15 protein-coding genes are annotated in these 12,577 nt (G+C 59.6%); 7 read left to right on the top strand and 8 right to left on the bottom strand.

Features of this window, described 5'->3' with window-relative positions; all coding sequences use genetic code 11:
• Positions 1-53: 53 nt before the first annotated feature.
• The 5 genes from ACJO2E_RS11205 (at position 54) to ACJO2E_RS11185 (ending at position 4,934) form a co-directional block, all read left to right on the top strand.
• Positions 54-1,139, top strand: a complete 1,086-nt coding sequence (locus ACJO2E_RS11205; RefSeq protein ID WP_406963957.1) for a diguanylate cyclase domain-containing protein — start codon at positions 54-56, stop codon at positions 1,137-1,139.
• A gap of 115 nt (positions 1,140-1,254) precedes the next feature.
• Complete coding sequence (locus ACJO2E_RS11200) at positions 1,255-2,100, top strand: DUF72 domain-containing protein (protein ID WP_406963956.1); 846 nt, start codon at positions 1,255-1,257, stop codon at positions 2,098-2,100.
• Positions 2,101-2,300: 200 nt separating this feature from the next.
• Positions 2,301-2,816, top strand: a complete 516-nt coding sequence (locus ACJO2E_RS11195; protein ID WP_406963955.1) for a MarR family transcriptional regulator — start codon at positions 2,301-2,303, stop codon at positions 2,814-2,816.
• Positions 2,813-3,877: an HlyD family secretion protein gene (locus tag ACJO2E_RS11190; RefSeq protein WP_406963954.1), complete on the top strand. Its 1,065-nt coding sequence runs from the start codon at positions 2,813-2,815 to the stop codon at positions 3,875-3,877. Before ACJO2E_RS11195 ends, ACJO2E_RS11190 begins: the two co-directional genes overlap by 4 nt.
• Positions 3,878-3,884: 7 nt before the next feature.
• The gene (locus tag ACJO2E_RS11185) at positions 3,885-4,934 is read left to right on the top strand and encodes a DUF2955 domain-containing protein (protein WP_406963953.1); all 1,050 of its coding nucleotides are present in this window, start codon (positions 3,885-3,887) and stop codon (positions 4,932-4,934) included.
• Between the two features lie 106 nt (positions 4,935-5,040).
• On the opposite strand, the gene ACJO2E_RS11180 is transcribed toward ACJO2E_RS11185, so the two are convergent.
• The 8 genes from ACJO2E_RS11180 to ACJO2E_RS11145 form a co-directional block, all read right to left on the bottom strand.
• Positions 5,041-5,640 carry a hypothetical protein gene (locus ACJO2E_RS11180; RefSeq protein WP_406963952.1) on the bottom strand — a complete coding sequence of 200 codons (600 nt, stop codon included), beginning with the start codon at positions 5,638-5,640 and terminating at the stop codon, positions 5,041-5,043.
• 333 nt (positions 5,641-5,973) lie between these two features.
• Positions 5,974-6,357: a DUF2750 domain-containing protein gene (locus ACJO2E_RS11175; protein ID WP_406963951.1), complete on the bottom strand. Its 384-nt coding sequence runs from the start codon at positions 6,355-6,357 to the stop codon at positions 5,974-5,976.
• 103 nt (positions 6,358-6,460) lie between these two features.
• Complete coding sequence (locus ACJO2E_RS11170) at positions 6,461-8,074, bottom strand: ABC-F family ATP-binding cassette domain-containing protein (RefSeq protein WP_406963950.1); 1,614 nt, start codon at positions 8,072-8,074, stop codon at positions 6,461-6,463.
• Between the two features lie 225 nt (positions 8,075-8,299).
• Positions 8,300-8,731, bottom strand: a complete 432-nt coding sequence (locus tag ACJO2E_RS11165; protein WP_406963949.1) for a DUF3010 family protein — start codon at positions 8,729-8,731, stop codon at positions 8,300-8,302.
• A 19-nt stretch (positions 8,732-8,750) separates the two neighbouring features.
• A complete protein-coding gene (locus ACJO2E_RS11160) occupies positions 8,751-9,095 on the bottom strand; it encodes a PBPRA1643 family SWIM/SEC-C metal-binding motif protein (RefSeq protein WP_406963948.1) in 345 nt (114 codons plus the stop codon).
• A gap of 122 nt (positions 9,096-9,217) precedes the next feature.
• Positions 9,218-10,114 (bottom strand): DMT family transporter, encoded by an 897-nt coding sequence (locus ACJO2E_RS11155; protein WP_406963947.1) that lies wholly within the window; start codon positions 10,112-10,114, stop codon positions 9,218-9,220.
• A gap of 114 nt (positions 10,115-10,228) precedes the next feature.
• Positions 10,229-10,639, bottom strand: a complete 411-nt coding sequence (locus ACJO2E_RS11150) for a hypothetical protein (protein WP_406963946.1) — start codon at positions 10,637-10,639, stop codon at positions 10,229-10,231.
• Between the two features lie 59 nt (positions 10,640-10,698).
• Complete coding sequence (locus tag ACJO2E_RS11145) at positions 10,699-11,121, bottom strand: Rrf2 family transcriptional regulator (protein ID WP_406963945.1); 423 nt, start codon at positions 11,119-11,121, stop codon at positions 10,699-10,701.
• A 140-nt stretch (positions 11,122-11,261) separates the two neighbouring features.
• Here ACJO2E_RS11145 and ACJO2E_RS11140 point away from each other — a divergent pair, with 140 nt between their 5' ends.
• Together ACJO2E_RS11140 and ACJO2E_RS11135 are read left to right on the top strand one after the other, a co-directional pair.
• Entirely contained in the window at positions 11,262-12,161 is a 900-nt protein-coding gene (locus ACJO2E_RS11140; protein WP_406963944.1) for an NAD(P)/FAD-dependent oxidoreductase, read from the top strand.
• A gap of 191 nt (positions 12,162-12,352) precedes the next feature.
• Positions 12,353-12,565, top strand: coding sequence for a penicillin-binding protein (locus tag ACJO2E_RS11135; protein WP_406963943.1), 213 nt, complete (start codon positions 12,353-12,355; stop codon positions 12,563-12,565).
• The last annotated feature ends 12 nt before the right edge of the window (positions 12,566-12,577 follow it).

Here is a 12,577-nt window from a genome sequence, read left to right as displayed (position 1 = left end):
GGGCTCCCCCACCTGACTAATCTCCTCAGGACAATAATGACTGGGAGCCCCCAATGCCTATTACCTTCTTACCCGCTGATAGTGCCAATACCTACGGCCCCGAATCCACCTGCCCCCATTGCAGGGCCAGACCAGAAAGCGCCAATGCCGCTCTCTACGGGCCCTTAACGGATATTTCATTCGCCAATATGGCACAGATCACCCTTGACGCCATAGGTGACGCCGTACTGGTGGTCGACCCATGGGGGAAACTTCTCTATCTCAACAAAGTGGCCGAAACCATGACCGGCTGGTCACGGGAGGAGGCGCTTGGGCGTCCAGTCGAGCAGGTGTTTTTCGTTTTCGACGGCACAACCCGGGAACGGGTGAGAAGCCCCGCTCAACAGGCAATCGACGAGGACCAGAATGTGGCGCTCGCCCTTGGCAGCGTCCTTGTCCGTCGTGACGGTGCCGACCTTACCATTGAGGATTCCGCAGCCCCCATCCACGATCATCACGGCAGGATCGTGGGAGCGGTGATTGTCTTTCACGACGCCCGCCAGGCAGGCTCCGTGATCCAGAAAATGAGTCATCAGGCCCAGCACGACTTTCTCACCGACCTGCCCAACCGGATGCTTCTTCTGGAACGGCTTACCCAGGCCATTGGCATGGCCAATCGACACCAGAAGCAGATGGCCCTGCTTTTCCTGGATCTGGACCATTTCAAACAGGTTAACGACTCCCTGGGCCATGCCATGGGAGACCACTTACTACGCGACGTGGCAGCGGAGATCAGCAACTGTGTACGCGCCACGGATACCGTCAGCCGCCACGGCGGTGATGAATTCGTTATCCTGTTGACCGAAATCGAAAAACGGAGCGACGCCGCACAGATTGCCGAAAAAGTGCTGGCCAGGTTCTCCACGCCGCGCATGGTCGATGGCCGCCAGCTTCAGGTGACCATGAGCATGGGTATTGCTGTCTATCCGGAAAACGGCATGGACGCCGACACCCTGATGCGCAACGCTGACAGCGCCATGTATACCGCCAAGAAAAGTGGTCGAAACAGTTACCACTTCTGCGAGCAGAAAATGCAGGGCAAAACAGGCGTTTCCGTGAGAACCGGATCGAAACGACCTGCCAGCCAGACATCACAATGATCAGGGTGCCGTCTGATCTGTGACTGTTACCCAAGGTGGGGCAATAAACCCGGGGACTGGCTTGCTATACTTGGCGCGCATTCAGGACAACTGACAGGCTCACAGCGACCGCCCCATGCCCCATCCCTACTTCCTTGGCTGCCCACAGTGGCAGCACCCGGACTGGAACCGGGTATTGCCACCAGGGCAGAGCCCTCTCGCCTGTTATAGCCAGGTTTGCAACAGCGTGGAGGGCAACACCACTTTCTATGCCACCCCGTCACCCAGTCAGTGTGAACGGTGGCGATCCCAGGTGCCGGACTCTTTCCGTTTCCTGTTCAAGCTCCCCCGCCAGATCACCCACGACCGGATGCTTGCCGGGGTCGACCAGCCGTTGCGGGCGTTCCTGACCTTGCTGGACCCACTCCAGGATGTGCTGGGGCCTTTGCTACTCCAGCTCCCCCCGGCCTTCGGGCCGGAGCACCTGAATAACCTCTGGTATTTCATCGATACACTGCCATCCCCACTCACCTGTGCCGTGGAAGTCCGACACCCGGCTTTCTTCGACAAGGGCAGTGCGGAGCGAGAGTTGAACCGGGGGCTGCGTGAACGGGCCCTTGCCCGTGTCTGTTTTGACACCCGCGCCCTTTTTGCGGCCCCTGCTACGGACGAAGCAACCCGCGATGCCCAGCGCAAAAAACCGAGGCTCCCCCTCCACCTGCTGCCTGCCGACGCGCCACCCGTCATCCGCTACATCGGTCACCCGGACCTGGAGGCCAACCGCCCCTTCCTCCAACCCTGGGTTGACCGGGTAGCTGAATGGATCACTCAGGATAAGTATCCGTACATCTTCATGCACATGCCTGACAGTGGTGACGCCCTGGCATTGGCCAGGTTTTGGAATGAACTCCTGGGTCAGCGAGTGCCCACTGCGGACTTCCCCGACCTGAGGCAGGAAGAGCCCCAGATAGGGCTGTTCTGAAGGCCAAACTGCGCCAAGCCAAGGAAGGTTCATTGCTATAGGCGCCCCCTTCCTGATCTCCCAGTGCCATCCGTAAGCCCTATCCACTATTTATGTTAGCTTGCTAAATTAAACTTCCGTCGATATTATTGTTAGCACGCTAATCAAGTTATTCGCTCCATTGCGGCCATCAACGCCACCGGAGCCATGAGATCCCGACCATGCCCATTCATGCACAAACGGGCGCCCTGCCGTCCGATACCGCCACACAAACTGCCCACCACAAACTCAAGCCGTCCGTCGGTGGCGCCCTTGGGCGCGTCCACCGGTTGTGGCGTCAGGCCATTACCCATGCGGTATCACCGCTGGAACTGACGGAAAGCCGCTGGGCGGTGCTGGTGCACCTGGACCACCTGGGGGAAGGCAACACCCAGCAGGCCCTGGCCCGTGCCCTGGCCATCGAGATGCCGTCCCTTACCCGCACCCTCAACCAGCTTGAACAACAGAAACTGATCGAGCGCCGAGCCGCCCCCAATGATCGCCGTGCCCATACTCTCTGGTTCACCGCACAAGGCCGCCACCTCATGACCGACCTGGAAGAGCGCATCCAGGCCGTGCGAACCGCCATCTACGGCAACCTGGACGACCAACAGCTGGATCAGCTCGCCCGCATCATCTGCGCCATGGAGACCAACCTCCACCAGTACCTGGATACCCACAAGGAGGACCGTCAATGACACCGGATCAGGCCTTTGCCCGCTGGGTGCGGTTATCGCTGATCGCCTTTGTGGTGGTGTTTATCTATTTCCTGGTGGCCGACCTGTGGATGCCGCTGACACCCCAGGGCCGGGTAATGCACAGCGTGGTGCAGGTGGCGCCGCAGGTCAGCGGTCAGGTGGCCGAGATGCATGTGCGCAACAACCAGCATGTGGAAGCCGGCGACCTGCTGTTTACCCTGGACCAGCGCCCGTTCCAGCTTGCCATCGAAAAAGCCGAACTGGCCCTGGAGGCGGCCAGTGTCCAGAACGACCAGTACGATGCCGGCCTGGCCAACGCCGACGCCGCCCTGGCGGCCGCAAAGGCGAAGGAGGCCCAACTGGCCCGGGATGATGCCCGCATGCAACGGCTGAAGGCGAATGGCGGCGTATCCCGCCAGCAGGCGGACCAGATCGCTGCCGAACACGAGGCCGCCCAGGCCAACGTACGGGCGGCGCAGGCCAAGGTGCATCAACTATCGGTGCAGCGGGGGCTGACGGACGAACAGAACCTGCGCTTGCGCCAGGCCCGTAATGACCTGGCCCAGGCGCAACTGGACCTGGCCTACACCGAGATCCGCGCCGAACAGGATGGCACTCTCTCCAACCTGCAGGTGCAGGCGGGCACCTACGCCCGGGCGGGAGCCTCCCTGGCGGCCCTGGTGGGTGACCGGGCGGATGTGGTGGCGGATTTCCGGGAGAAGTCCCTGGCCTATGTGCATCCCGGCGACCAGGCCGCCGTCGTGTTCGATGCCATTCCCGGGGAAGTGTTCCATGCCAGCGTCGGCACCATTGATGCCGGCACACGCCAGGGCCAACTGCTGGCGGACGGCACCCTGGCCGCCCCCACCAGCACCGACCGCTGGGTACGGGATGCCCAGCGCGAGCGCCTGCACCTGGATCTGCGGGAACACCGGGAGTTGCTGCAACGCCTGCCCTCCGGCGCCCGCGCCACAGTACAACTGTTACCGGCATCCGGGCCGGCTGCCTGGCTCGGGGAACTGCAAATCAAGGCCATCAGCCTGATCCACTACATCTACTGAGGCCACCATGGCACGCTTCAAGCCAATACTGCTGATCCGCAAGCCGTCGATGAACGCCAACGACCTGCGCCAGTGCCTGCGAATTGCCTTTGGCGGGATCCTTGGGTTCCTCTTCTGCAAGATCGCCGGCACCAACTATGGTGCGTTCTACACCGTGACCCCCATGCTGCTCCTGGGCATGGTCCCGGTCCTGAATCCCCATGTGATGAGGCAGTTCCTGGCCGGCGCCGCCCTGGTAACGGTTATGGTGCTGGTGGTACAGGGGCTGTTTGGTGACAAACCCGTGCCCCTTATCCTGATCGTGGCCGGGCTGTTTGCATTGCTGTTCCGCGCCATGACCCGCGGCCCTAACTTCCTGTTTGGCGCCACCAGCATTGTCAACCTGTCGATGTTGCTGCACTTCGCCAGCTACCCTAGCGCCGACGTGCTGGGCATGGTGACCACCTTCCTGGAGGCGGTCCTCGTCAGCCTGGCCATTGTAGTATTGATGCACTGGCTGTTTCCCGAGGTGGAACCCCGGCCACCGCGACAGATACCGCCCAAGCCCGTCAGCAACCAGCGCCATGAGGTGATCCTGGCTACCACGGTAGCAACGCTGTCATTCATCGCCTTCCAGGTACTGGATCTGCGGGGATCCCTGTCCGCCCAGGTGGCCACCATACTGGTGCTGTTTCCCCTCAACTGGAAAGGCGCCGGGCCGGCGGGATGGAACCGGGCCATCGGCACTTTCGTGGGCTGCAACGCCGGGCTGGTCCTCCAACTGTTTCTGCTCAACCACTTCGACGTGCTGCCTTTCATCACCTTCGGCCTGTGGCTGAGCCTGATGGTCTTCGCCCGTTACCACATGCTGGAGGGTAGAATCTCCGGCGCGGGTTTCGCGGCACTGACCACCATGGCCATCCTCTTCGGCCAGTACCTGACACCCAGTACCGACCTGGTCTATAGCGACCTTTACCGCTTCAGCTCCCTGACCGTTGCGGTCCTGGTGTCGCTAATGGCGGTCTATGTCATGCACCATGTATTAAACCGGTTTACCAGCACCCGGTTGGTGGAATGAGGGAGTGGAGATCGGATGGTATGGCAGATTGCGGTGAAAGCGGGCCTGACGCGACCCTGGACACCTGGGCCGCGTATCGCGACGGATGACGTCGCATTCAGGCCGGTCAGTTCGCCTGGGCGCGCCTTACCCGAGGGGTAAGTAACAGGTTATCTGGCTTAAGCCGATCCTTCAGTGTTGGTAGCGAAAAGCCTACCTTGACGTCACAGGGAGCAGGTCCGGGTTCCTCTGGCAGGGACGCCACCCAAAGCTCCTTCCCATCAGTGTGGAACCCGTTGACGGACCGAATGTCGGGGCAGGTTACCCCCTGGCTGGCGGCCTGCTCTTCACGTTCCTGAAGCAACTCGCGGATCGCGGCCTCCTGGAATCGCTCATAGGCATACCGGTCCCTGAATTGTGAATCCAGATCGATCTCGGCCCCATCTTCTGCCAGGTCCAGGTTCAGGAAACCAGACACACGTTCCGGGGACGGCATGGAGGCACACATCCAGGAGGCCTCGTACGCCATGCTGAGAACGCCGTTACCGAGGTGGATCTCCCGGGTATGAAACGCAATATCCCCCATGCCATCGCAACGGAACTGGTCAACCAGTTCCGAGATCCGCTCATTGGCGGCATCCGCCACCGATGGGTGGCTGCTGGACAGCACTTCAGGATAAACCCGGGTTATTTCCCAGTAACCAAACGGAAACCGATCGTCCTGCATGGAGGTTTCCTCGGTCCGGAGTTGATACTCGAATTGCCCCTCCAGCTCGGCGCGGTTGCGCGTCTCCTCCTTTGTGTCACCAGGATTGAGCGAGGAGTCATCGGCACTGGCCGAGGAATCGCAGGCTGTCAGCAGGACGCTATTGGCGAGTATTCCAGTTACGAGAACAGTTTTTAGAAAATCCATTTATCGAACTTTGTTTCCAGGGGGACGATGATCTGTCCCGAACCAGTTTAGTGTGGCCGCTATTATCCACATCCATGGCACATATGAACACCTACATGGTCTCGCCCGATACCGACAGGCACCCGGCAACCATCAGAAAACAGTGCACTAGAACCCCGACATCACCTCCTGCAGGTCATTTTTCAGCTCTTCCGGCCCGGAGATCCAGAGTTCACTGTCCACGCCGGGGAAAACCCCGATCTCCAGTCCGTCTCTGGTCAATCCTGGCACCCACTTCCTGAAGAAATCCGGCAGGGAAATAGCTTTCGGAGACAGATCGCCCGCCCCCTTGGCGTACTCGCTTGCGAACGCCTCACCTGGCCAGACCGGCAGATACGCCACGCCGTCTTCCTCGGAGACAATCTTCAGGAAGTGGTTATCGGCATTGACCAGAATCCAGATCTCGCGTTCCTCGGCGACCTCATCCAGAAAATAGTCGTATCGTTCCTCGCCATCCATCTCCAGTACCTGGGTTAACGGGGTGTCGCTCATAATCGGTCCACTGCGCTATTGGGGGTGTGATGTGGAGTCTAACGTAAATCGGGAGGGAGTGGATTCCCAATTCCTCTCTCACCCAGCCCCACATCCGTTGCCCTCAACAGGGCTCCAATGACCAACCCTGCCCAGTGGCCAGTATGCGATCGGTCAGCCCGAGGTTTTCCAGAAAGGCATCGTCATGGGATACCACCACCAAGGCGCCATGGTATTGACGTAACATGCTTTCCAACGCCTGTGAGGAGGGCAGATCAAGATGGTTGCCGGGCTCATCCAGCAACAGGAGTTCCGGAGGCGAGTCCGCATAGAGTATGCAGGCCAGTGCCGCCTTCAGCCGTTCTCCTCCGCTCAGCAACCCGCTGGGTGTCATGATCTTCCGTTCGTCCAGTCCCAGTTGGGCCAGCCGCATCCGCAGATCCCCTTCGCTGGCCGTGCGGTTGGCCTTCTGTAACTCCTGGAGCGCCGTTTTCTCAGGATTCAGATTCTCCAGACGCTGGTCGAGATAGGCGCACCCGGACGTCACCTTACAGCCCCCATCGAGAGGGGTTAGCCGACCGGCGAGCACACGTAGCAACGTGGATTTACCGCAACCGTTCGGGCCAATCACACCAATACGCTGCTGCCCATACAAGGTCAGGCTGATGGTACGGGTAGCACCTGCCACGAAAGGTAAAGTCACCCCATCCAGTTCCGCCACCCGGCGCTTTGCCGCCTGCATGACCGGTACCGTGTGCAGGGTAACTTGTGCCTCATCGTCAACCCGCTGCGCCGCATCCCGTACACGCTGGTCAAGCTGTGCCCGGCTGGCAGCCTGTTTCTGGTTCAACGCGCCTGCCGAGTTCTCGCTACGCTCTTTCTGACGATCCAGCAGAATCTTGGCCTGGTTGGCCTGCTTGCCGTGCCGATTTCCACGTGCCTGACGCCGCTGCTGACGCTCATGCTGTTTACGCATGGCCCGTTCCTCGCGTTGGCGTTCCAGCTTGCGTTGATCAAGCTGCTGGATGGCATTCTCCCGTTCCCGGGCTTTGTGTTCGGCATAGAAGGTATAGTTGCCGCCGTAGCTACGAAGTCCCTGCGACGACAGTTCCACGATACGCTCCATGGCTTCAAGCAATTGCCTGTCATGGCTGACAACGATCAAACCACGGGGCCAACGTGCCAGTTGTTCGATCAATGCCTGGCGGTTCGGTCGATCAAGATGGTTGGTCGGCTCATCAAGAATCAGGAAGTCCGCATCTGATAACATCGCGCCGATCAGAGCTACCCGCATGACCTCCCCACCACTCAGATTGCTGGCGGATGTCATCGCGTCAAGATGCCCCAGGCCACTACGTTCGAGTTCGTGGCAAAGCCGCTGGGGCATGTCCCATTGGTCACCCACGGCATCGAAATCCTCCGGTGCCGTGCTACCAGACTCGATACGTGCCAGCGCATCCAGCGTGTGCTGCACACCCGCCAACTTGGCCACGGTGGCCCTCTCGGGACACGTCACCTGCTGGGCCAGATAATGCACGCTGCCGGACCCGAGGCACTGCCCGCTGGTAGGCTGCAACTGTCCAGCCAGGATAAGCGCCAGCACCGTCTTGCCCACGCCGTTACGCCCGACCAGGCCGGTAGCGCGATGGTCGAACTGTTCATGAAGATCGGAGAACAACGTTCTGCCATCCGGCAAAACCTGTGTTACGCCTTTCAGTGCGAGGTAGGTATTTGTCATGCTGTATTCCAAAGATGCCAAGAACTCCCCCTGCTCTCGGGGGCTGGTGGAGACTGGCCGTCATCACAACGGCGGCATCAATGGCGCATTGGACAAATACCTCTTTGCTGGGGGGAAGAATGCCTATTTTACTGCCCCTGCCGATAGGAGTTCCACCCCGTTTAAGGCTAGACTGGCACTTCCCACACGACTGGACTGGCAATGGTCGGATTAGGGCGGGATCGCCTATCTCGCCATATGCCCCACATAGGCGGCGGTAAAGGCGGTTTCCTGGAAAGCCTTCAGCCCGGTTTCCGCAAACGGGATCGGCAGTGGATTGGCAGCCAGTGTGGACTTGATCAGCGCTGTCGGGAGCAACCTGACCTCCAGCTCGGGGCTTACGATCAACTGGATGGTCGCCTCCAGCTTGAAGCTGATCGCGCCCCCGGCAAATTTGCCTTTCGGCATCCGCTCCTTGATGACAACGCTGTCTACCCTGTGTTCGGCCATCAAGCCGGCAAAAGCCGCCTGGAACTGCTTCAGGTCTTCCCGGGTGTGGTTCTTGCTCAGCGACAGCTTGCGCACCTTGCACTCCGGCAAGCTGAACTGCCCCCGGTCCAAGTTCAGCAGGCACACCACCGCATCGCTGCCGGTCAGTTCAACGCCACAAATAATCATAGCCTTCCCCTGATGGCATTCAGCCACAGCACTTCTTGAATTTAACACCACTGCCACAGCTACATGGGTCATTACGGGATGGGAGTTTCGTTGTGGTCACCGTCGTCCCCTTGTTCAGCAGTACGGTCAGTTCGGCGATGGATTCAACCGCGCCCGCCTGGGTATCCACTGTAATATCCGCGTGCAGATTGGCTGCGGCCACCTGGGCTTCGATCTCCTGCCTGCGCGCCTCACTGGTGACCACCAGCGTGAGCGGGTACTTCCTGCTGCCCGCCTTCTGACTGGCCTTGGTCTTAAAGCCGCCATGGGCGGTATGGTGCTGGCGCGCGTCCTGGCGGCCCTTGTAGAAAAATTTGTCTGACATGCTGGTGTCCTGGTGAACGGAAGAGTGCCCGGGCGCCCAAGGAATGAGCCTGCCGCCGGGCGGAAAACGTTTTAGCATGCTTGTGGGGTTGGTGATATAGGCAGATGTGGAAATATCCGGACTTACGCTGGTCTCTGTTCCGGTATCCCCTGAACACCTGACGATACACTGAGCACCGTCACCATCACCAATATCAGACCCATGCCAAAGAACTGCAGACCGGCCAGGCTTTCATCAAACACCACCAGACCGAACAGCGAGGCGGTGACCGGCTCTACCATCGCCAGGACCGAAGCAACGGCCGGCGCGGTATGGTTCAGTCCAACCACATAGAGAATGAAGGAAAGTCCTGCCCCCAAAACGCCCAGCCCCAGAAACAATGGCCAATCCGACGACACGGGAACGGACAGGGTCTGGCCGATGTCGCCAAACCAGATGAGGGTGGCCGTCAATACTGCAAACGCAATGGAAAGGACCGCCTGGGGGCTACCCTCCGGCGCCGCGTACTTGAACCCGAAGATGAACAGCGCATAGGACAACCCCGACAGCAAACCCGCGCCCACGCCAAGCATCGTCAGACCACTGCTGCCGATATCATAGACCTGCGTCAGCAACACGATGCCCACCATGACCACCGCGATGGCGATCCATTTCAGGGTGGTGGGGGTTTCGAGTTTGAGGGCAAAGGAGACAAGGTAGACAAACACCGGGGCGCAGTACATCAGCGTGGCGGCAACCGCGATGCTGCCCTCGGAGATGCTCACGAAGTAAAAGGCAAAGTTTCCCGCCACACCGAGCCCGGCCAACACGGACCAGAACCACAATCGGCGATTGGCCAGTCCACTGCGTTGCGGACTCAGGGCCAGCCAGATAAGGACGAACACCAGCCCGACCAGCCCCCGATAAAGGGATACCACAAACGGGTCCCAACCATGGGTCAGGAGTATGCCGCCGATCCCGCCGGACACCCCCCAGCAAAAGGCTGCCAGCGCCACGAATACTGTACTCGCGAACACCATAGGAAACCCACCCGGTGCCGGAAAATGTATACAGCCTGGCGGGGAGTATTGCACGTACGGGGCCCAGGGGTATCTACCGGGTTCCCGAAACGGCATGAGCATAGGAAACGAATCTTATTCAATAGGTTTCAGTGCCCCGGGGCGGGTAAGTGCCGTGCCCAAAACCAGAACAAACGCCGCCAGCACGAACACCTTATTTACAAACCAGTTGGTGCGCCAGATGGACCATTCCGGGTCCGCCAGGAATCCGATGAGCAGGCTGACGATGATCGCAATCTCAGCCACCGACATACCAACAGCCAGCAGGCGGGTATACCGAGGCCGCGCCAGCAACGCCCAGGCCAGCCAGAGGTGGGCCACCGGCCACAGGTCCCAGTAGATGTAGGTGGTCCATGGCTCGCCACTGACCAGCGCAAAGCCGATCGGGAACAGGTATTTGATAAACACGGTCCAGGCCACGAGGATCAGGAAAAGGTGCGCGAGAAAGGTGATCCAGGGGCTCCGGGGTTTGTCAGTCGATGTCATTGTGTGGGTCCTGGCGTGTTACCGGTTGCACACCCTGATATTGAGTTAGCCTTCCTGATTCAGATCGAAGCGCTCCGTGATCCGAATTGTAGCTGATCCAGGGTGACTTCCCTGAAGCGATCCAGCAGCAGGGATTCAGCCTCCTCAAGCACATCATTGATGGAGGTATTTACGGCGGCCTCAATGGGGCAATTGGTGTGCTCATCCGTCAGCCCAATGGTGAAAACCGAGCTGTCTCCGAGGGCCCGGTGGACATCGTAAAGTGTGATGTCCTCCAGTCGTTTGGCCAGGGACCAGCCGCCGCCGTGGCCTTTGACAGAAGTGACATATCCCTGCTCCTTCAGAAGCGCCATGGTTCGGCGCACAACCACCGGGTTGGTATTCAACATGCCGGCGATAGTGTCGGAGGTGGCGGGGCCCTCCAGTTGGTCCATATGGATCAGCACATGGAGAACGCGGGAAAGGCGGCTGTCTTTTCTCATGGATTCGCTCACACAGGCAATCGTGTATCAATGCTGGCTGCATCCTATCATGTAACTTTTAATGTTTCATGTGTTGCGCCCGCCTCGAAAATCACGTAACAATTAACGTTACTTGATACAGATTTTCGGGAGGGTGACCTATGAGTTCGGATGTGATTGTGATTGGCGGGAGCTTTGCGGGCTTTTCAGCGGCTATGCAGCTTGCCCGTGGACAGCGGAACGTTATCGTGATTGATGCTGGCAAGCCCAGGAACCGGTTTTCGGAGGCCTCCCACGGCTTCTTTTGCCTGGACGGTTTTTCCCCCAGTGAAATCCGCAGGAGAGCGGCCAGGCAACTGGCGAAATATCCCACAGCCCGGGTTATCGAGGGGCTCGTGAATAGCGCCAAACGGGAAGGCGACGGGTTTTCCGTAATAGTGGATAGTGGCGAGACCTACACTGCCGCCAAGCTGATACTGGCCACCGGCCTACGCGACGAGCTACCGGATCTCCCCGGTCTGGCCGAGCGCTGGGGAAAGACCGTCATCCATTGCCCCTATTGCCATGGCTACGAGCTGCGCAACCGCCAGCTTGGCGTGATGGCGACAGGCCCATTGTCGACCCACCAGGCGGCCATTATCCCGGATTGGGGGCCAACCACCTACTTTACCCAGGATCAGCAGTCGCCCGACCCCGAGCAGACGCACCTGCTTACCAGCCGCGGGGTTGTGATCGAGACATCGGCCGTTGTCGAGATCATGGGTGAGACGCCATCGATCACTGGCGTGCGCCTTGCCGATGGCCGCACGATCCCACTGGAAGGCCTCTATGTCGGCCCCAAAGCCCGCATGGCCAGTCCGCTGGCGCAGCAGTTAGGCTGTGAGTTCGAAGAAGGGCCGATGGGCCCGGTGGTAAAGGTCGACGACCTCAAACGCACCAGCGTGGCTGGGGTTTTTGCGGCAGGAGACATGTCCAACAAGTGGCAGAACGCGACCCTTGCATCGGCGTCCGGCGTAATGGCGGGCACAGCGGCCCATCGTGCCCTGATGTTTGGGGAATAGGCGACCTTTCGACCATGACTGGGCGGACTCGCCGACCGTGCGAACAAATTGATGACGGTTGCAGGACAGAGTGTGAACCACGCGGATAGCAGCACCACTGGCGATAGCCCATAGCACCATGATTTACCGACGTATTCCGCGTATCCTCCCAGGTAACCATGAACCCAACGAACTCGCGAGGTACATGCCCAATGGCTGACGAAGACACCCTCAACGCCCTGAAAACCGCCTTCACGTTCATGCCCCAGCCGATGGAAATCAACCGGTTTGAATACGGCGACGATGCTGACAGGATCCTTGCCCAGGTGAATTTTGTACGGGAGGTCCTGATCAGCCACGGCATTGACCCGGACGAAGTGTCCGGAGAAATCAACCCGGACTCGTCACCGAATTCCTGCTACTGATCCGGACCGGAA

Origin of the sequence: Marinobacter shunpengi (assembly GCF_045449695.1) — a bacterium.
Classification (GTDB): domain Bacteria; phylum Pseudomonadota; class Gammaproteobacteria; order Pseudomonadales; family Oleiphilaceae; genus Marinobacter.
Note: the sequence above shows the minus strand (reverse complement) of the source record. Positions and strands in the feature narration are given on the sequence as shown.